This is a genomic window from Secundilactobacillus silagei JCM 19001 (assembly GCF_002217945.1).
GTDB classification, from domain to species: domain Bacteria; phylum Bacillota; class Bacilli; order Lactobacillales; family Lactobacillaceae; genus Secundilactobacillus; species Secundilactobacillus silagei.
The window spans coordinates 63,000-83,025 of sequence record NZ_BCMG01000001.1 but is presented as its reverse complement, the minus strand read 5'-3'; the positions used below and the strand labels follow the sequence as shown (position 1 = coordinate 83,025).

The 20,026-nt window shown below is 45.4% G+C and carries 17 protein-coding genes; 4 read left to right on the top strand and 13 right to left on the bottom strand.

Going from position 1 to position 20,026, the window contains the following annotated elements; all coding sequences use genetic code 11:
- Positions 1-7 precede the first annotated feature (7 nt).
- From citF to CES79_RS00360, 5 genes are read right to left on the bottom strand one after another with little or no spacing between them, the layout of a single operon-like run.
- Positions 8-1,546 (bottom strand): citrate lyase subunit alpha, encoded by a 1,539-nt coding sequence (gene citF / locus CES79_RS00380; protein ID WP_054653647.1) that lies wholly within the window; start codon positions 1,544-1,546, stop codon positions 8-10.
- Positions 1,536-2,450, bottom strand: coding sequence for a citrate (pro-3S)-lyase subunit beta (gene citE / locus CES79_RS00375; protein WP_054653645.1), 915 nt, complete (start codon positions 2,448-2,450; stop codon positions 1,536-1,538). Before citE ends, citF begins: the two co-directional genes overlap by 11 nt.
- Entirely contained in the window at positions 2,450-2,743 is a 294-nt protein-coding gene (citD, locus tag CES79_RS00370) for a citrate lyase acyl carrier protein (protein WP_054653643.1), read from the bottom strand. Before citD ends, citE begins: the two co-directional genes overlap by 1 nt.
- The gene (gene citC, locus CES79_RS00365; protein WP_089135978.1) at positions 2,733-3,797 is read right to left on the bottom strand and encodes a [citrate (pro-3S)-lyase] ligase; all 1,065 of its coding nucleotides are present in this window, start codon (positions 3,795-3,797) and stop codon (positions 2,733-2,735) included. Before citC ends, citD begins: the two co-directional genes overlap by 11 nt.
- A 1-nt stretch (position 3,798) precedes the next feature.
- Positions 3,799-4,995 carry an NAD(P)-dependent malic enzyme gene (locus CES79_RS00360; protein ID WP_054653639.1) on the bottom strand — a complete coding sequence of 399 codons (1,197 nt, stop codon included), beginning with the start codon at positions 4,993-4,995 and terminating at the stop codon, positions 3,799-3,801.
- Between the two features lie 295 nt (positions 4,996-5,290).
- Here CES79_RS00360 and CES79_RS00355 point away from each other — a divergent pair, with 295 nt between their 5' ends.
- Positions 5,291-6,241, top strand: coding sequence for a sugar-binding transcriptional regulator (locus CES79_RS00355; protein WP_089135976.1), 951 nt, complete (start codon positions 5,291-5,293; stop codon positions 6,239-6,241).
- A 76-nt stretch (positions 6,242-6,317) separates the two neighbouring features.
- Here CES79_RS00355 and CES79_RS00350 read toward each other — a convergent pair whose 3' ends face one another.
- From CES79_RS00350 to CES79_RS00320, 7 genes are all read right to left on the bottom strand, one after another.
- Positions 6,318-7,136 (bottom strand): alpha/beta fold hydrolase, encoded by an 819-nt coding sequence (locus tag CES79_RS00350; RefSeq protein WP_089135975.1) that lies wholly within the window; start codon positions 7,134-7,136, stop codon positions 6,318-6,320.
- A gap of 77 nt (positions 7,137-7,213) precedes the next feature.
- Positions 7,214-8,143 carry an L-lactate dehydrogenase gene (locus tag CES79_RS00345; RefSeq protein ID WP_054653637.1) on the bottom strand — a complete coding sequence of 310 codons (930 nt, stop codon included), beginning with the start codon at positions 8,141-8,143 and terminating at the stop codon, positions 7,214-7,216.
- A gap of 398 nt (positions 8,144-8,541) precedes the next feature.
- Positions 8,542-9,537 (bottom strand): LacI family DNA-binding transcriptional regulator, encoded by a 996-nt coding sequence (locus CES79_RS00340; RefSeq protein WP_054653635.1) that lies wholly within the window; start codon positions 9,535-9,537, stop codon positions 8,542-8,544.
- Positions 9,538-9,567: 30 nt separating this feature from the next.
- Complete coding sequence (locus CES79_RS00335; RefSeq protein WP_054653633.1) at positions 9,568-11,031, bottom strand: UDP-glucose--hexose-1-phosphate uridylyltransferase; 1,464 nt, start codon at positions 11,029-11,031, stop codon at positions 9,568-9,570.
- 1 nt (position 11,032) lies between these two features.
- Positions 11,033-12,037, bottom strand: a complete 1,005-nt coding sequence (gene galE, locus CES79_RS00330) for a UDP-glucose 4-epimerase GalE (RefSeq protein WP_054653631.1) — start codon at positions 12,035-12,037, stop codon at positions 11,033-11,035.
- Positions 12,038-12,127: 90 nt separating this feature from the next.
- Positions 12,128-13,300, bottom strand: coding sequence for a galactokinase (locus tag CES79_RS00325; protein ID WP_054653629.1), 1,173 nt, complete (start codon positions 13,298-13,300; stop codon positions 12,128-12,130).
- Positions 13,301-13,536: 236 nt separating this feature from the next.
- Complete coding sequence (locus CES79_RS00320) at positions 13,537-15,264, bottom strand: phospho-sugar mutase (RefSeq protein ID WP_054653627.1); 1,728 nt, start codon at positions 15,262-15,264, stop codon at positions 13,537-13,539.
- A gap of 238 nt (positions 15,265-15,502) precedes the next feature.
- Here CES79_RS00320 and CES79_RS00315 point away from each other — a divergent pair, with 238 nt between their 5' ends.
- From CES79_RS00315 to CES79_RS00305, 3 genes are all read left to right on the top strand, one after another.
- On the top strand, positions 15,503-16,861 hold the full coding sequence (locus tag CES79_RS00315; protein ID WP_089135974.1) for a DUF2252 domain-containing protein: 1,359 nt from the start codon (positions 15,503-15,505) through the stop codon (positions 16,859-16,861).
- A 155-nt stretch (positions 16,862-17,016) separates the two neighbouring features.
- On the top strand, positions 17,017-18,126 hold the full coding sequence (locus CES79_RS00310; protein WP_089135973.1) for a lactate oxidase: 1,110 nt from the start codon (positions 17,017-17,019) through the stop codon (positions 18,124-18,126).
- Between the two features lie 148 nt (positions 18,127-18,274).
- The gene (locus CES79_RS00305; protein ID WP_054653619.1) at positions 18,275-19,645 is read left to right on the top strand and encodes a hypothetical protein; all 1,371 of its coding nucleotides are present in this window, start codon (positions 18,275-18,277) and stop codon (positions 19,643-19,645) included.
- Between the two features lie 69 nt (positions 19,646-19,714).
- Here the strand turns inward: CES79_RS00305 and CES79_RS00300 are convergent, their stop codons facing one another.
- Positions 19,715-19,945 carry a YbaN family protein gene (locus tag CES79_RS00300; protein ID WP_089135972.1) on the bottom strand — a complete coding sequence of 77 codons (231 nt, stop codon included), beginning with the start codon at positions 19,943-19,945 and terminating at the stop codon, positions 19,715-19,717.
- Between the last annotated feature and the right edge of the window lie 81 nt (positions 19,946-20,026).

The following is a 20,026-nucleotide window of genomic DNA, read 5'->3' as shown; positions in this document are numbered from 1 at the left end:
AATAAGTTTAGTCCTTAACTTCTTTAACTGTATCAATGATTGAGCCATCACGGTATTCGATCATGGCAACAGTGCGGTCAGTGAATTCAAGTGGCTTTGGCTTGCCCACTTTTTGTTCAGCTAACTTTTGCAGATCTTCAATCTTGTAAACTGGCACACCAGGTAAGTTACCAAGTGCTTCTTGAAGGTCCTTACGCTTAGGGTTGATAGCAATCCCGTATTCAGTAACCAACACGTCAACTGAGTCACCAGGCGTAACAATGGTGGTTACGTCTGGGACAACGGTAGCGATCCGGCCACGAACCAATGGTGCTGAAATGATGGTCAACTTAGCAGTTGCAGCATCTTGGTGACCACCAATGGCACCACGGATAACACCATCAGAACCTGACATGACGTTCACGTTGAACTTAGTATCAATTTCAAGCGCACTCAAGATCACAACGTCTAATTGGTCGACCATGGCACCCTTGTTATCAGGATCAGCGTACCATGAAGCATCGATTTCTTGTTGGTTGGCACTGGTGTGCATGGAATCAGCAGCACCCTTGTCAAAGTCTTGCACATCCATGACCTTGTCGATCAAGCCTTCTTTTAACAGATCAGTGGTTGGCTTAGTAATCCCACCTAAGGCAAATGAAGCTTTGATCTTGTTGTCGATCATGGCTTGACGCAGGTAACGGGTAACGGCTAAGGCTGCACCACCGGAACCGGTTTGGAATGAGAAGCCATCCTTGAAGTAAGGTGAGTTAACGATCACATCGTTAACGGTTGAGGCGATCTTCAATTCTTTAGGATCCTTAGTGAAACGAGTTGCGCCAGAACCGATCTTGTCTGGGTCACCAACTTTATCAACTTTAACCACGTAGTCCACTTGGGTCTGCTTGATTGAAGCTGGCGTGTTTGGATAACTAACAATGTTGTCAGTCAATAAAACAACTTTGTCGGCATATTGGGCATCCATTAAGGCATAACCCAATGAACCAAAGACTGCGTCGCCTTCCATACCATTGGCGTTACCAAGGGCATCCGCATTAGGAACACCTAAGAAAGCAACGTCGATCTTGATGTCGCCGTGTTCGATGGCACGGGCACGGTTACCATGTGAACGGAAGATAACGGGGTTCTTTAAGCCACCATGTGACACAAAGTCACCCAATGAGCCACGCATACCTGAACTGGTAATGTTAGTGATGGTACCAGCCTTGATAGCTTCGATCACCATATCGTTCATCACACCGGTCAATGAAGAAGGTGCTAAAGTTAAGTCCTTATAACCAGCATCAATGATCTCACGCATAACCGTATTAAAGACGAAGTCACCGTTCCGGAAATGATGATGGAACGAAATGGTCATACCGTCTTTTAAGGTATCTTTAATGACTTGTTTGATTGAGGTAACAACCTTGTCGTCACCGGTGGAAACGTGCACTTTAGGGGCGACCCGTTGAATTTCGGGGTGGCCGATTTCAGTCGTTTCGAATGGTTTGTAGTTCAAGTCTTTCATAACATCTTCTGGTAAGTCGCGATTAACACTATTTTTCAATGTAATTACCCTCCTCATCAACTAGGTTGGAAGCCTTAGCAAGCCGCATCACACGTTGAGCACGTAAAACAACTGGTCGGTCAACCATTTGACCGTTCATCGAGATAACGCCTGAACCCTTCAGACGCGCTTCTTCAATGGCGTTGATCACGTTCTTAGCGTTCAGCACTTCTTTTTCGGTTGGTTCGTATACTTTGTTAACCATTGCAATTTGACGCGGGTTAACCAGTGACTTACCGTCGAAGCCAAGTTGGTGAATGTATTCAGTTTCACGGTAGAAGCCTTCAGTATCGTCCATGTTAGTAAAGACGGTATCAAAGGCGGCCACACCAGCTGCACGAGCGGCGTGAAGCACCATGTTACGGGCAAAGACTAATTCGGCACCATCAGGATAACGGTGAGTCTTCATATCAGTGGTGTAATCTTCAGCAGAAAGGGCGATCCCAATCATCCGGTCAGAAGCAGCGGCGATTTGAGGGGCATTCAAGACGCCCTTTGCACTTTCAATGGCAGCCATCAGATGAGTAGAACCAACTTCCCTGCCAAATTCTTTTTCGGCAGCTAAGATATCATCCTCTAATTGGTGAACCATTTCTGGCGTTTCAGCCTTTGGTAAACGAATCACATCGATACCAGCTTTAACCATGGCTTTAACATCGTTGGCGTAATAAGGTGTATCTTGACCGTTGACCCGGACAACTAATTCAGCGTTACCGTAGTCTTGAGTCTGGAGTGCTTCGTATACTAAAACACGGGCAGCATCCTTTTCGGACATTGAAACGGAATCTTCAAGGTCAAACATGATGGAATCGGCACCGTAGATACCGGCGTCCTTGACCATTGCTGGGTTATTACCCGGGACAAACATCATTGTACGACGTAAACGTTCTTCATTTTCAGCCATTATAATACCTCCCACGCTGGTTGATCAGTGGTCTGGCTAGCGCGTTGCACTGCCGCGATAGTGCGTGCTTTAATGACACAGTCAAGCGCACCCTTGTCTACTGCTTTGACCTTAGCTGCTGTGACATCTAAGGCGTTAAGCGTAGTCGTAATGACGTTTCTAATTTGGTCGCCGAATTGTTTTTCAACATCGGACTGTAAATCAATTTGAATCCCGGTTGCTGCTTTAGAGATCATAATCTGAATATCTGATGATTCCAAAGTACCAGCAACAGCTGTTTCTTTAATTTCCATCAATGTTCATTCCTTCCTGAATCCTTGTTTGTAGGGGTGTTAGATGATGCTGGATAAACTGGGCTGTCGTTTCAGGCACAAAGTCTGATAAACTGCTCAGTTCACCATTTTTGATGAACTGTCTGACTTGTGTTGCAGTGATCACTTGCTGATCACTTGTGAGTGTCTGTGTCCGATCAATTACCTTTACCTGAACTGCCGGTGGTAATTCCCGGTTGAGCACTTCGTTATAAATATTGGTGGTGCGCGATAATGGTTCCGACCCCACGTAGCGCGTTTTGATATTCAGCGCTGGCGCAATCACGTTTCTAAAAATGCGGGCATCCAGCGTGGTCTGGTAGGTCACAGCCTGATCCGGTGACGCTAGGAAGTAGGCTGGAAAGGTTGCGTAACTGACCATATAGTCACCACCGTCGACCACGATCACGTTATCCAAGTCGGCGGTACCCGCCTGAACTAACTGGAACCGTTCCGCAGTAGTAAATAAGGAAGCATCCGTATTGACCACGAACACGTAAACCAGGTCATTTTGACTGGCTGCCTGTTCCACGAGATAACGGTGACCGCGCGTAAACGGGTTGGCGTTCATGACGATGCCGGCAACCTGCTTGTCGTTTTGACCATCGACTCGAGGAATCTCAGCTAGAAAATCGTTCACGTCAGGACTGCCGGTCTCTAGAAAGGCCGCCTCATCTGAATGGGCCAGTTCACTAAAACCAATGTGCTGAAAGCTCTCACTGTACTTGATCTTGGTAAACACGAATAGATGATAAATATGCTGTGCAAATTGGCGGTTTACCAGTTCGGAAACGATGGCGTTAAAGCGCGAACCGTTAGTGACCCCTTTATTGCACACGCCAATGTATTTCAGCACGTTACCCGCAACCGAACCGGTGGCAACCAAATCATCGCCGTTATAAATACCGATCGTGTAGTCGATTTGATCAACTTCATTAGCGGCAAAGTTAGTAATATTCAAACTGGTTAAAAAAGCTTGCCAGTCTTTTTTGACTTTGGGATCATTCAAATATAAATCGACAATTTGGTTGTCCACTTTAATCCTCCGTAACCAATTCTCTCTGCTGATCTTGGTCGTCAGCGTAATCTTCGACTGCTTGACTAACTGTCTCAACAACTTGCTTGTTGAACACACCAGGAACAACTTCTTCAGCTGTAGGTGTTGGAACAACGCTGGCAAGTGCTTTAGCGACAACTAATTGTAATTGCGCATCAACGTGAGTAATCCCGCTGGCTAACAAGCCCTTAAATAATCCTGGGAAGGATAAGATGTTGTTGACCTGGTTAGGGTGCTGACTGGAGCCAGTCGCAATTACCTTAGCACCGGCTTTAGCAGCCTCTTCCGGTTCAATTTCAGGCACTGGGTTGGCCAATGCAAAAATAATTGGATCCTGGGCCATCCGTTGCACATCGTGACCGGATAACAGGTGCTGATCAGAAAGGCCAATAAAGGCGTCCTGATCATCCATAACATCCGTTAATTTAAGGCCCTTTTGATCGTCACGAGTCCCAATTTGAGCGGCAAATTCACGTTGGTAATGATTATAGCGTGAATCATTGGCGGTTACGACACCGTAAACGTCAACCAGCTTCAAATGGGTAATGCCGGCTGCATATAATAGTTTAGCCGTTGCCAAACCAGAAGCACCGATGCCATTGATAACAACGTGCAGGTCTGCCAGTTCTTTGCCAACGACCTTAGCAGCGTTGATCAAACCGGCCAGAACAACGATTGCCGTCCCTTCTTGATCATCGTGATACACGGGAATGTTGAGCGTTTGACTCAGCGCGTCTTCAATCTCAAAACACTTTGGTGCTGCGATATCTTCTAGGTGAATTCCCGCAAAGGACTGCGAAATATTTTGAATTGTTTTAACGATTTCTTCAGGTGATTCTTGATTAACCGCAATTGGAATGGCGTTGATACCGGCCAGATCTTTATATAATAAAGCCTTGCCTTCAATGACTGGCAAGCCGCCAGCTGGGCCAATGTTACCTAAGCCCAAAACGGCGGAACCATCAGTGATCAAAGCCACTAGCTTACCACTGACCGTATACTTATTTTTTAACTCTGGGTGTTTGGCAATCAGCTTTGAGAGCACTGCTACGCCAGGGGTGTACGCCTTACCCAAATCAGCCTTATTGTGGACACCAAGGTCAGATTGGATGTCTAAAACACCCGTATGATCCTCATGCACTTTTAAAATTTCATTAGTATCTGTCAATCGCACCATTCCTTTCGAACTGACACTTGTGATTTTATTATCAAGCTTTTCTACTCTTATAGTCTACACCGATACTTTAACTTTTTCAAATATAAATCTGATTTTTTAAATATTTAAAATAATGTTTTCCGTTCTGATAAAAGTTTTCAAAAAAAATGAATTTTTTGGGTTGAACATGCTATGATAAGAACTAAGCACAAATAACTTGATTAATGTTGAATCCGAGTTTGAATTCCGCATTTATGAAAAGAAGACGAACATTGTACATGAACCCGTCGGACAGACTTTTATAGGAGGAACTCACTTGGAAAACACGAAGTCTCGCGAGCAACTGGCTAATATTGCCCGTGACTACTACTTATCTAAATTAACCATTTCGCAAATTTCAAAAAAATACGACCTGAGCCGTTACCTGATCACCAAAGCATTGGACGATGCTTTATCCAACGGTCTAGTCAAGATTTCGATCAATGCCCCCATTGACCGTAATATGGAACTGGAAGCCCGCTTTAAAAAACAGTTTGGCTTGCAGAACGCGTTTATTTTAAAAGACGCTGACAATACTAATGAAGACTATGAAAACGTCGTGGAGTTCGCAGCGGAGGAAATTCAGGATATGCTGCACCGCAGTAACGTCATCGGCGTTGGCTGGGGCGGAACAGTTGCCAACGTGATCAACCACTTTCAATCTGAAGTCTTAGATGACCTCGTCTTTACGCAGTACATGGGTGATAATTTAAAATACAACTCCACTCTGGGTGCGACGCCGTTAGTGCAAAAGGCGGCCGCTAAATTCGGTGCCAGCTTTAGAACGATTCCCGCCCCACTGTATATCATTAACGATTCAACTCGTGCGACGTTAAAGGAAGAACCAGCATTGGTACCCGCCTTTACCACTATGGCTAAAATGGACCTGTTATTTGCCGGTGTTGGGACACTGGCCTCAGTTGACTCCATTCCGCTCTGGCGTAATCACCGCAGCGAAATTTTGGGTAACATTGAACCCGATGACGTTGCCGGGATGTTATATGGTCGTCCATATGATATCTATGGTCACATCCTAAATACTGGTCATGATAAACTCTTTGGTTCCTCTTTGGACGTCATTTTAACCGTTCCGCATCGCTTTGCGATCGTGAAGAGTAAGTTCAAGGGCCGGGCCTTACTGGGTGCGATCCGCGGTGGCCTGCTAACCGACTTTGTTACTAATGAATCCGTTGCAAACCGGGTGTTGCTGGAAATGGATCGCTCGTAAACCAACGGACGTTTAACTTCAGAATATAAAACCAAAAGCAGGTACGCAGTTTCTTGACTGCGTACCTGTTTTTGGTTTATATCGCCGGCACTGGCCGGTTGGTTTGTTTATCATCTAATTGTTGCAAAAATGTCGATAACGCTTCATTAAATAGGTCTGGCTGTTCCGCCATCACGATGTGGCCGGCACCCTTAATGATCTGGGCTTGCCCTTGAGGTGCAAACCGAGCCGTAGCAGTGGCAAATTGCGGATCGAAGTAAGGCGACTTCTCACCCGCAATCACCAACAGCGGAATTGGCAGTCGCAGTAAAACGTCCCGCCAATCCTGAAAGGTATGATCCACTAAACAGGCGTAGTTCTGCTCAGCATCGTAGGGCCGGGCCTGTCGAGCGGCTTGAACGCTGGTCCGCACTTCCTCCGACACAGGCGTTGCGGTTGCTGCCCCCATCGGCAGTTTTAAAGCCGCTGGAAAATTCTCCCAGGTGAGATCCTTAAAACCAAAGGACCACGTATCATCACTGATCATCTTGGGACTTTGATCGATATCGATAAAAGCACTGAACCGTTGGCTATCAAACAAAGACGCGTACGCAAACAGCGTGCTGGCCCCCATTGAATTACCGATACCGACCACGTCATTGACATCAAGCCAGTCCAACAACTCCTTAACGTCCATCGCGTGCCGGCTCATCCGGCGCCCCTTCAGCGTCCGTTGCGAAGCGCCTTGATTGCGAGCATCTAAATTGATGACCCGGTAACCCGCGTTTAATAAAAATTGAATCGTTGGTGCCCAGATCTCACGGTAACTACCAATACCGCTCAGTAGCAATACCGGCTGCCCGTCACCTTCATCAGTAAAATCTAGTTTGACATGATCACTCGTTGTAAATTTCATTTTGTATACCTCAACTAAAAAACGAGTTGTCAGCAACTGCCTACCCAACTCGTTCAATAATGACTATTTTAAGCGCGTTATTCAGCAGCTAATAGGACTTCGTTCATCTTACGTGCTGATTCTTGCATCTTAACGCTTTCTTCATCGGTCAAGTTAACTTCGATGACTTGGCGAATACCGCTGCCGTTGATAACAGCTGGTGAGCCAATATAACCGTCTTCCAGACCATATTGGCCGTTAACTGGTGCTGAGATTGGCAGTACCAGATTTTCATCCATTAAGATTGCCCGGCAGATCTTCATCAGACAAACGGCAACCCCGTAGAACGTTGCGCCCTTGCGGTTGATGATTGCGCCACCCTTTTTCTTAACGTCGTCTTCGATTTGAGCTAGACGGTCAAGATCAACGTTTGGCAAGCTCAATAATGGCTGACCGGCAATCGTTGCTTCATCATAAGCAGCAAATGAACTGTCACCATGTTCGCCTAAAATGTAGGCATCGACTTCACTGGTGTTAACGTCGAATTCCTTGCTCAGCGCAACTTGTAAACGGGCACTGTCTAATGAAGTCCCAGTTCCGATGACCTTGTTCTTTGGGAAACCAGAAATGTGCTGGGTCAAAGCGGTTAAAATATCAACTGGGTTAGCTGATACCACGAAGATACCGTTAAAGCCGCTGTCAACAACTGGGGAAACGATCGATTCCAAAATTTTGGTGTTCTTGTTAACTAAGTCCAGACGGGTTTCACCTGGCTTACGAGGAACGCCCGCTGTGATCACAACAATATCTGCATCAGCAGCGTCTGAATATTCACCAGTTCTGATTTGAGCTGGCGTCATCATTGGTGTCAGGTCTTCCAAATCAAGGCTATCACCTTCAGCGTGTTCCTTTTGAAGATCAACGATTACCAATTCATCGATCCCACAATTTTGAAGTAATGAAAAAGCAAATGATGATCCGACAGCGCCGTCACCAACTAGTAGTACTTTACGGTGTTTTTTAATCATAATGACAGTCTCCTTTCAGTCAATCCTGATATCTAATGACTCGTTCCATGTATTTTTTGTTTGTTATTTAAGTCACATTCATTATACTGCATTTTACGGAAAAGTGTTCATTTTTTTAAAAAAATAACCGATTTTTTTAAATTTATTAAAACTATTTTTGATAAATCACAAAAAGTCGCTGTATTAATTGAGTGATTAATTTAACATGTGTCAGGATCGTTTGCAACCTCTTTTACGCCTTCACTAAACGGGATAAAGTCATAACGTTGCCTTATCAACGTCTAACTGGTTAAACTTTTTGACTTGTGAAACCCACCTACCAGTAAAATAAGCCAAATAAAAAACCTAGCTGGGCTAAACAGCCTCACTAGGTTTATTAACTTCATATATATAGTTTCTTATCGGGTACTCTTACGAACCATCAGTTTAGTTGCGACAATGATCTTTAACGGCACTTCCCGTCCGTTTTCCAAACGGGTTAACATCAGCTCAACCGCGCTCACGCCCATTTGATCAGTAGCGACGTGAACGGCACTGAGCTCTGGATAAACGTACTTAGCAACCGAGGTATCGTTAAAACTAAACAGACTGACACGGTCCGGTACGGCAATGTTTTCTTCGCCTAACGCTTTTAAAGCACCAATGGCCATGGGGTCATTGCTGATAAAGAAGGCGTGCGGCAAATCATCGCCTAAATCATGAATCGCTTTTTTCATCATTTCATAGCCGGATTGGTTGGTGTAATTACCTTCATACGCAAACCGGGGTTCAAACAACTTTCTTTCCGTCATGATTGATTTGAAAGCTTTAAAGCGCTGATCGGGAATTTTAAGCACGCCATCCGTGGTGTACTCCGAGCCGTAGATAATCCCCAAATCTTGGCTTTTAGGCAACAAATAATCGATGACTTTGAGCACTGCTGGCCCATATTCAGTAACAATACTGTCAAACCCCTGACTCATTTCATCCCAGTCCACAAATACAAGATTATCGCTGATTGCATTCAGTTCTTCAACCTGCGCCTGACTGTATTTGCCGACCGCAATAATGCCGTCGACGTCCTTACTAATTTCAGAAACCTGGTTTTGAAAGACCGGAATCGTTTGAATGTGCAATTCCTGACTGCGTCTTTCAATTTCCATACGAATCTTCATATAGTAAAGGTCATCCAACTCTTTATTGATCGAATACCACTGAACAACCGCAATTTTGTAGGTATCAGGCGTCTGCGTGACCCGCTTAGTTTTGGTGTAGTTCAGTTCTTCGGCAATTTCAAAAATTCGCTGGCGCGTGTTATCACTAACCGATAGTGTCGTATCGTAGTTAAGGACTCGAGAGACGGTGGACAGGGAAACACCCGCTTTTTGAGCGATATCTTTCAAAGTGACTTTCATGACTGATGCTTCCCCTCTTTATATTCTAACTTACCCAATTTGGGCAATAAACCGGTCAAATGCAGCCTGACCTGAGTCATCCCACTTGAAGACACCGGCATCTTGGAGAACCCGAGCGAAGACGTTACCGATCGACTGATCAATAATTTTATCGACATTATCAGCAGTAAACTGGTTGTCAGCTTTCAACTGATCAGCCCAAGTCTTGTGATAATCCTTCATCTTGTTTGGTTCGCCCAAGACGTAGTGCTTCACTTCTTGCATCTCCGTTTTAAGCCGAGCTGGTAAAATTGCCCGACCCATTACTTCGATCAAACCAATATTTTCCTTTTTAATATGCTGCACATCCTGATGTGGATGGAAAATACCATCTGGGTACTTCTCAGAGGTTTGGTTATCCCGCAGCACGATGTCTAATACAAATTTAGAACCACGGCGGTAAGCAATTGGCGTTACCGTATGGTGCCGTTCGTTGTTGGTGTAAGCACGGACATCGACGGATTCATCATCATAGTGCTGCCAGCTATTCGCAATGGCCGTGGCAGCGTTGATCAAGGGTTCAGGCGTATCACCTGAAAGCCGAATCGTCGACATTGGCCACTTCACGATACCCGCATCCACGTCGTCAAAACCAGCCAACTTGATCTTACGGTCAATTGGTGATTTCATCATTGGAAAATCATGACGGCCGCCTTGATAGTGATCCTGTGAAAGCATGGATCCACCAACAATTGGCAGATCGGCGTTGGAACCCACGAAGTAGTGTGGGAACAGCCGTACGATTTCCAGCAAGTTGCTAAACGTATGCTGGTTGATCAGCATTGGCCGGTGAGCTTGCAGCAGGAAGATCGCGTGTTCGCTAAAGTAAGCATATGGTGAATATTGGAAGCCCCAAGGTTCACCGCCAAGGTCCAACCGGATCACCCGGTGGTTCGTCCGAGCTGGATAGCCCAAACGACCACGGTAACCTTCGTTTTCAATGGCCAACTGGCTTAACGGATACGTATTGGTTTTCTGTGTCCGGGCTGCCGCAATGGCTTTAGGATCCTTTTCGGGTTTGGATAGATTAATCGTGATCTCGAGATCGCCATATTGCGTCGGTGCATTAAAGACGATGTTTTTAGCAATCGAACGGGTTTTAATATAGTCATTTTTACGACTTAAATCATAGAAGAAATTAGTGGCGTCTTCAGGTGACTTTTGGTATTCATTCCAGAACTCCTGATTAACCTTTGCTGGCGTTGGCGTCAGCAGATCAGTTAATTCAGCTTCCAAAATATCACGATCAGATTGACCATCTTCAATTTTACCGTTTTTAACCGCCGTTTCAAGCAATGCGTCCACAATATCCAAAAGTTCATCGCTCTTGGCATTAACCGCCGCACCATCACCAACTAAGCCTAAAACCCGGTTAGTGACGTAGATTCGGTCGAGTGGCTGATAGGTGCCACTATCGAGCACGGCATCAACAAACTTACTAACAGTTTCTGTCATCTTAGGCTTCACCTCGGTCATTGTAACCCTTTGGATGAGACGTCTTCCAGTTCCAAGCCGTCTTGATAATTTCTTCAACGTCATCGTACTGCGGCTTCCAGCCCAATACCTTACGAGCCTTGTCACTAGCAGCAATCAAAGTGCTTGGATCACCGGCACGTCTTGGTGCATCTTCGGCAGGGATTTCCTTACCAGTTGCTTTGCGAGCAGCTTCCAAGATCTGTTTGTTAGAGAAGCCAGTTGATGAGCCCAAGTTAAAGGCATTACTGTCATTGCCGGCTTTCAAGTATTCCAGTGCCAGAATGTGAGCATCCGCTAAGTCCACAACATGGACGTAGTCACGAACGTTAGTCCCATCCTTAGTTGGATAGTCGGTCCCAAAGATCTTTAGGCCAGTCCGTTCACCAGCAGCCACCTGTAAAATAATTGGAATCAAGTGGGTTTCTGGATGGTGATCTTCACCGATCGAGCCGTCAGCTTTAGCACCGGCAACGTTGAAGTAACGCAGCGCAACAAACTTGATACCGTATGCCAGATCAGACCAGTGAATGATCTTTTCCATGCATAACTTACTCTCACCATATGGGTTGGTTGGAATCTGTGGGTCAGTTTCCTTGATTGGAATCTGCTTTGGTTCGCCATAGGTGGCCGCCGTTGAACTGAAGATGATCCGTTTGATATTGTGATCCCGCATTGCTTTAAGCAAAGTGATCATGCCACCAGTGTTGTTATCAAAGTACTTCAATGGATCCTTCATTGATTCCGGCACGATTGAAAAGGCCGCGAAGTGAATAACGCCTTCCACGTTAGTTTCCTTGTTAAAGACTTCATCCAAAAAGGCCCGGTCGTGAATATCGCCTTGGTAAAAACGGGCTTTAGGATTGACCGCTGCCCGGTGACCCGTGATCAAATTATCGATCACTGCCACGTCGTACCCCTTTTCAATTAATCGGTCAACTGTGTGTGAACCAATATAGCCCGCACCACCTAATACAACAACTGTCATAAAAGATTACCTCCATAACTTTCTCTGTAATTCATTTCCGATATAAAAGCGCTCTGCAAATTTAATTGCTTTGCGCTTTTTTAAATTCTATTAAGCTGTGATTTCCTTAGGACCATCAGCAATGCTTGCAACGTAGAAACTAGCTGCATAACCAACTGTCTTCTTGTAAACATCACCGACGTTCTTAATGAAGTCATCAACGTTAGCTTTGTTGACGATGGCAATGGCACAGCCGCCAAATCCGGCACCGGTCATACGGGCACCAAGAACACCGGGTTGCTTCCATGCGGTTTCAGCTAAGGTATCCAATTCCTTACCAGTAACTTCATAGTCATAGTGTAAGGAAATGTGTGATGCATTAACTAACTTGCCGAATTCTTCAAGTTCGCCGGCACTCAAAGCTTTTTGAGCGCGTAAGGTCCGCTGGTTTTCAATGACCGCGTGACGGGCACGTTTGATCAAAGTATCATCATTGATCAAGTAAGCTTCCTTATCGAATTCTTCTTGTGAAAGTTCACCCAACGTCTTGATGTCAACGCCGCCCTTTTGAAGCAATGCGACGGCTTTTTCACATTGAGAACGACGCTCGTTATACTTCGAATCCGTTAATTGACGCTGCTTGTTGGTGTTCATGATCACAACCACGTTATCGCCCAATTCAACGGGAACGTATTGATACTTCAAGGTGTTGGTGTCCAGCAAAATTGCTTGATCTTTCTTGCCCATGCCAATAGCAAATTGATCCATGATACCGGTGTTTAACCCGAGGTAATCATTTTCAACGGCTTGGCCATTCTTAACTAAGGTTAATTGATCAACGCCCCAGTTGAATTCCTTGTTTAAAATGTTACCAATTAATAATTCAATTGATGCGGATGATGAAAGACCGGATGCATCTGGCAGGTCACCATGAACGAAGAGGTCAAACCCGTGATCCACGGTCTTGCCCTGCTTAGCCATTTCATACATCACACCACGTGGGAACTTATCCCAATTATCATTTTTATCAAAATCCAGTTTGTCGATTGGGAAGGTCAAAACGCCGGCATCTGGAATGTTAGCGGAATAAACGCGAACTTGGTTGTCATCACGCGCTTTATAGACACCGTAAGTCCCCATTGTGATTGCGCAAGGGAAAACGTGACCGCCATTGTAATCAGTATGTTCACCAATTAAATTGATTCGACCTGGTGCGAAGTATACCCGATCACCTTCGTAGCCAAAAGCTTTCTTGAATTCATCTTTTAAGCTTTGATAGTCCATAATTATGCCTCCACAAATTTTACTAAATTTTTACTATCTCTAACGTAACCTAATTTCAGGCCAATGTCAATGAAAAATGAAATCGTTTTCTTTAGCTTTAAATCAATCTTTCGGCGTGTTCAAAACTGATCAATATTGGTCCCTGCCAGACGAACTTACTCCGACTAGACAACTAAAGCAATCCAATCTAGTCAAGGTTGATTAAATTGGGTTGCTTTTATTGATTGACTTAATAATTAGTCCTTAACCCACTGGGTCAAAGCTTTTTCAAAGTCGTCTAGTTTTTGAGCAGTTGCTGCATCCGTCTTACCGTTAGTGCCAATGTAGAACTTGATCTTAGGTTCAGTCCCTGAAGGCCGAACAGCGATCCAGGTGCCATCAGCTAACCAGTACTTCAAAACGTTGGAAACTGGCAACGTTAACTTCTCCGTGCTGCCGTCTTGATGAGTGGCAACTTGCGTCTGGTAATCATCGGTAGTTTCAACCTTGACACCGGCAAACTCAGTTGGGTGGGAATCCCGTAACGACTTCATGATGGCAGCCATCTTATCGGCCCCATCAACACCGTCAAATTCCTTAGCAGTGGTCTTGGCTTTGTAATAGCCATACGTCTTGTATAATTGTTGAATACCGTCATACAAGGTTAAGCCCTGCTGCTTGTAATAAGCGGCAACTTCAGCCAACAAGATCGTCGATTGAATCGCATCCTTATCACGAACGAACGGGTTGATCAGATAGCCGAAGCTTTCTTCAAACCCAAACAGGAAGGTGTGATCGTGGTTCTGTTCAGCCAGCTTGATCTGTTCAGCAATGTACTTGAAACCGGTCAAAACGTTGACCATCTTGACACCATAGTGTTCACAGATCTTAGTGGCTAATTCAGTGGAAACAATGGACTTAACGACCATGCCGTCAGCTGGGAGTTTCCCAGCATCCTGCTTAGCCTTTAAAATGTAGTTTAATAGTACGGAAGCGATTTGGTTACCCGTCATCAGCTGATATTCACCATTTGGCATCCGCACAGCGGCACCAAGACGGTCAGCATCTGGGTCGGTGGCAACTAATAGGTCAGCGCCCTCCTTCTTACCTAACTTGATTGCCATATTGAACGCTTCTGGAAATTCTGGGTTAGGGTGGACGACCGTTGGAAATTCAGGATCGGCAATGGCCTGTTCCTTAACCATCGTAAAGTGGTTGTAGCCGGTATCCTTTAAGGCCCGGTAGCCAATGATATGACCAGTCCCATGCAGCGGCGTGTAGATCAAAGTCATATCTTTACCAACTTCATCGACCAGTTTCGGATTAATGGAGACGGCCTTAACACCGGCTAAATAATCTTCGTCGACGTCTTCACCAATAATGTGAATCAGGTTTTGCTTTCGCAGCGTGGTTTCTTTTACCGTCTTAACGGTAAACATATTATCGATACCGTTAACGTATTCAGTGATCTGATCGGCAGCCTTTGGTGGCATTTGACCGCCATCAGGACCGTAGATCTTAAACCCGTTGTACTGCTTCGGGTTATGACTGGCGGTAATCATGATACCGGCGTACGTATGCAGGTGACGAACGGCAAATGAGAGTTCTGGTGTGGGCCGAATATCATCGAACACAAAGCTTGGAATCCCGTGGGCACCCAAAACGTGGGCTGAATGGTGGGCAAACTCCCGTGAGTGATACCGTGAATCAAAGCTGATAGCAACCCCGCGTTGCTTATCCTTATCATCTAACGTATCCATAAACCGGGCTAACCCTTCAGCAGCGGCACCAACGGTATAAACGTTCATTTCACCGATACCAGGACCAATTAAGCCCCGCATGCCGGCAGTCCCAAAGACCATTGGTTTCGTAAAGGCGTTTTCTAGGGCTTCTTGATCACCCGCCATATCGGCTAGTTCTTGTGCTAGTGCTGGATCTAAGTCTTGGTAGTTCTTCCATACTTGATAATTATCTTGCCAAGTCATCGTATCGCACTCCTCATGATTTGATATTTAAATAACTCATTCTCTTTTATGTCTTCACTTTTAGTATAGAACTAAATGCCCCAAAATAGTAAAAATTTTACTAAACAATTTTAAACTTTGGTGCTTTGAAGGCCCTTACAATTTTATCATTTTTCAAATTCTTTTGCAGTGCAATAGCGAAGCCGACAGCCTTTCAAGTGTTAAACTAGACGTAATTATAATCATGAGGTGAATTGTGATGAGTGTTAAACCATTTGATTTTAGTCAGTTATTCGTACAGCAACCCTTAAAAGAACAAAAAAAGTTCGGTAAAAAATTGCGGACAGCGTTTCCGTTTGAAGAACTCGGTCACTATACCGCAACCGATCGTGACCCGAATCAGTTAATGGATGAAGTCCGCGCCATTCTGATTCCAGAGCTGCTGCCGGAACGAACGCAACGTGTCAACCAGTCCAGTTTCGCTTTTTTTCGTGGTACCGCAGAACTTATGGAGTACGATCTCGCGCAGCAAGCCAACTCACCGATTCACGCGGTGAGCTGCGGTGACGCCCACATTGGTAACTTTGGGTTCTTTGGCTCACCGGAACGGCAGCTGTTATTCGACTTAAATGATTTCGATGAATCCGGCATCAGCCCCTTTGAGTGGGATCTTAAACGGTTAGCCGTCAGTACTTTATTGGCTGGCCGTGAACATTCATTTGACGAGCAAGCACTAACGACGCTAGTCAAAGCGCTGGGCCAGACCTACCGTGAAAGTCTCCAAGAAATGTTTAAGAAAACCGCGCTTAACCGCTTCTACCCTGTCAACAGCGTAGAAACCGTTTTGAGCACCATCCCCTTAAAAGAAGCGCAGACTAAAAAGCTTAAAAAGTTTCTCGATAAGGCTGGTAAACGCGATTCTGAGCAGGTCGTCCGTAAATTTACGGTCACGGACAGTGACGGCCAAATTGCCTTTAAAGAAACCCCGCCACGCACGCGCCACGTTGAAGACCGCGTAACCAAGCACATTACCAAATATCTCAGTCAATACCGGCAATCCTTGGCCCCCGACGTCAGTTTGATGCTGTCGCAGTATCACGTCACCGATATTGTCCGCCACAGTGTCGGTGTTGGTAGCTTTGGTTCACTTTGCTACCTGCTGCTACTGACCGGAACTGATGATTCCCACCTGGTTTTGCAAATTAAGGAAGCCCTGCCGCACCGTCAATTAGCGGATCAGGTCAACGTCCAAAACGTTCAGTACGAGCAAAACGAAGGTAAGCGAATCGTTGACTGTCAAAAGATTCTCCAATCGGCTTCCGATGCCTTTCTAGGTTACTTTGCAACCGAAAAAAAGAGCTTCTACGTGCGTCAATTCCGTGATATGAAGGCGTCGATTGACCTTTCAGCCCTTGATTGGGATCAGTTTGATGCCTATGCCAAAACCTGTGCCTGGGTACTGGGGATTGCCCACGCTCAAAGCCCTACTGCCGGTGTGATTCTTGGCTATACCGGCCATTCCGAGAATTTTGACAGTGCGATTCAAAGTTGGACGGCCGCTTACGTCGAACAGGTTAACCAGGACTTCGCATCCTTTAAACGCTATCGTCATCTATGATGCCACCCGTTAATTGATCGTCATCCAATCGGTTAACGGGTGACGTTTTTGTAAGCGGTAACACGTAAGTCTTGACTCTCCCATTACAGGCCGATAAACTAAAGACGTTTACAGCTCATTTACTTCAACTCATCAGCTTCATTGGAGGCCATACTATGGTAATAACAAATGGTTACAAGCAAAACGAAAACGAAAGACTCATCGACATCGTTAACTTGACTCAATTGGAAGCAGAAGCTAAGCAGATTATTCCTGCTGGCGGATTTGGTTATATCACCAGTGGCTCGGAAGATGAATTTACTTTGCAGGCAAATCGGAAGGCTTTTCAGCATCGCCAGATTGTGCCTAGGTCGTTAAGTAACATTGAAAAACCGCAAACGGACACTAACGTATTTGGTATCGACTTAAAGACACCCATTATAATGGCGCCGGCTGCCGCGCAAGGCTTAGCCCATGTCAAAGGTGAAGCTGATACTGCTAAAGGAGTTGCCAAAGCCGGCGCACTGATGACGGAAAGCACTTATTCTTCCGCCTCAATCGCAGACGTTGCCGCTGGTGGCGGCGGTGCGCCCCAATTCTTCCAGCTCTACATGAGTAAAAATTGGGACTTTAACAGATCCATCTTGGATGAAGCAAAAAAGGCCGGTGTTAAAGCGATTATCCTCACGGTTGATGCCACTGTTGGCGGCTATCGTGAAGCCGATATCGTAAACCACTTCCAGTTTCCAATCCCAATGGCTAACTTGGTCAAGTTCAGCCAAGGCGATGGCGAGGGTAAGGGCATTTCTGAAATTTACGCCGCTGCCGCCCAAAAGATCGGCCCAAAAGACGTTCAACGCATCATCGACTACACTGACCTGCCAGTAATCGTCAAGGGGATTGAATCTCCTGAAGACGCACTTTACGCAATTGGTGCTGGGGCTGCTGGCGTCTACGTTTCTAACCACGGTGGCCGGCAGCTCAACGGTGGCCCCGCTAGTTTTGATGTCCTTGAGAGCGTGGCTAAGGCGGTTAACCACCAAGTGCCCGTCCTCTTTGACTCGGGTGTTCGGCGTGGTTCCGATGTCTTTAAGGCCCTAGCGCTGGGTGCCGATTTAGTCGGCATTGGTCGTCCCGCCTTCTTCGGACTAGCTTTAGGTGGCGCTGACGGGGTCTTCTCTGTCTTTGAACATTTGAATAACGAACTAAAGATCGTCATGCAGTTAGCTGGGACTAAGACCGTGGCAGATATTAAACACGCTAAGTTACTGAATATTCAGTACTAACCTCAATTGCATACAACCTATTAAATAAACCGGATTCGTTCACTGTACTGATAATGAACGAATCCGATTTTATTTATTAAGAAATGGGAATTCCTGCTTATCTGAAATCTAGCCTATAGTATACTTAGCTTGAAAGAGGGAATTCATTTTGAAGTTTAGAAAGCTTATTCTGGCAACGGCTTTAATGACCACCGTTGGCCTTGTGGGTACGGCTACCCAACCAGCTACTGGCCACGCGGCTTATCGCTGGACGAAGGTTAAAAATTATTCGGGTTCACTGCCCTACCACCAAGCAAAGAAAGGCACTACAGCCTACATGTGGAATGCCAAGCACACTAAGAAACTGCATAATCTAAAACACTACCCCAAGACAACTTGGTATCTCTCAAAGAGTGTCAAAATGACTCAGGGTAAGAAGAGTTCCATCTATTATCGGGTCACCAGCGGCAATAAAAAGATCACCGGCTACGTTTGGCACGGGTACCTAGCACCCGGTAATCCATTTGGTAACCGGACTGCACCCGTTCAGAACAATACTCCTAAATCTGGTAACTACAGCTACCCAAGTAAGGGCATCTATTATTCAACGCTCCCCTACGCTTCAACTTATCAGGGCACTAAAGTAGACGACTATGATCCAGCTACCACTGAACCAAGCAAGTGGTTACAAACAATGACAACTGCTACCATAAAGTCGAATTCGCCAAAGTTGACCACCGACCAAGTTAACACGATTGTCGCTTATGAAACCGCACATGCTTACAAAGGCTATCAATTCCGAATTGTCGACTTACCAGTTCTGGGAAGTGACGGCAAGACAACGATTCCAGCCGTTGAAACCTTTACTGCCCCTGTCGATGATCCGGATTATGATCAAACGCTTCACGGTGAATGGACAGAAGATCCTATTCCCGCAGCAAGTATATTGGCACAAGCTCAGTACGGTAAGGGTGCACCGTCATCTACATCAACGACAAGCATTACCGATTTGATTGGACCTTTCTATGCTTTCCCTGATGACAAGTCAGCATTTATTCAGCAAGCTGATTGGCCATTAGATTTAACTAGTTTTGCCAAGTTGGCTACTAAGGGTGACTTTACATTGATCACCACTGGCAACAACCGGACATACTACGTCAAGACTAGCGATCTGTTGACCCTGTCAGAAACTCAACCAACTAAGATTCACGGCATTTGGTTCACACCTGCTGATTCAGGCAGCCAAAAAGCCGATATGCAGGCACAACTGATTCGTGACGGTGCCACCTCTTATCGTGAGATCCAAGGCTGTGGTTTCTGGGACTACAAACTTGTTAATGGCAAGTGGGTTGAACGCTACTCAGTAGATATTAGCCCTGAATTGCAAACCTGGCCCCGTAAAATCAACGTCCATGCGACTGATGAAACCAGCACTAGTGCCACTAAACCTTATCGGCTCATTAAACAATTGACACCTAACGTTGATAGTAATGACTATAGTCAATACATTTACGCACCGGACTCAACTTTTGGTTTTTAGTTTGTAAATGCGCAATAAAAATACGCCCCGGAGCTGTAAACAGCTTTGAGGCGTATTTTTAGCTGGTAATTAACCAACCAGCCATTTGGCCAGAGTTGGTTGATGCTTTCTTAACCATTCAGCCAATCGGGTGCGTGTAAGCCAACGATGAAAAGCTGGTGAAATTTTTTTAAGGCTATAAATCATCAATACTAAAAATGGAATTCCAGGGATGATCGGTAGCACGAAGCCAATAATTGACCCAATTAGCCCGGTGACCATTAACATTGACCAGAGTAGTTTTGTAAAAATTAATTGCACGTTATCATCCCTCTTTGCTTTCTTAACTTTGATTTTAAGATAGTATATCTGCAAATCAAAAGACTGACAAGAGAAATGCTA

Bases quoted from the DNA above. Each gene is read 5' to 3' on its own strand.
- galE (WP_054653631.1), bottom strand. From the start codon at position 12,037: ATGACAGTTGTTGTATTAGGTGGTGCGGGCTATATTGGTTCACACACA.
- citD (WP_054653643.1), bottom strand. From the start codon at position 2,743: ATGGAAATTAAAGAAACAGCTGTTGCTGGTACTTTGGAATCATCAGAT.
- CES79_RS00335 (WP_054653633.1), bottom strand. From the start codon at position 11,031: ATGACAGAAACTGTTAGTAAGTTTGTTGATGCCGTGCTCGATAGTGGC.
- CES79_RS00345 (WP_054653637.1), bottom strand. From the start codon at position 8,143: ATGATTAAAAAACACCGTAAAGTACTACTAGTTGGTGACGGCGCTGTC.
- CES79_RS00315 (WP_089135974.1), top strand. From the start codon at position 15,503: ATGAGTGTTAAACCATTTGATTTTAGTCAGTTATTCGTACAGCAACCC.
- citE (WP_054653645.1), bottom strand. From the start codon at position 2,450: ATGGCTGAAAATGAAGAACGTTTACGTCGTACAATGATGTTTGTCCCG.
- CES79_RS00360 (WP_054653639.1), bottom strand. From the start codon at position 4,995: ATGGTGCGATTGACAGATACTAATGAAATTTTAAAAGTGCATGAGGAT.
- CES79_RS00320 (WP_054653627.1), bottom strand. From the start codon at position 15,264: ATGACTTGGCAAGATAATTATCAAGTATGGAAGAACTACCAAGACTTA.
- CES79_RS00310 (WP_089135973.1), top strand. From the start codon at position 17,017: ATGGTAATAACAAATGGTTACAAGCAAAACGAAAACGAAAGACTCATC.
- CES79_RS00350 (WP_089135975.1), bottom strand. From the start codon at position 7,136: ATGAAATTTACAACGAGTGATCATGTCAAACTAGATTTTACTGATGAA.
- CES79_RS00325 (WP_054653629.1), bottom strand. From the start codon at position 13,300: ATGGACTATCAAAGCTTAAAAGATGAATTCAAGAAAGCTTTTGGCTAC.
- CES79_RS00340 (WP_054653635.1), bottom strand. From the start codon at position 9,537: ATGAAAGTCACTTTGAAAGATATCGCTCAAAAAGCGGGTGTTTCCCTG.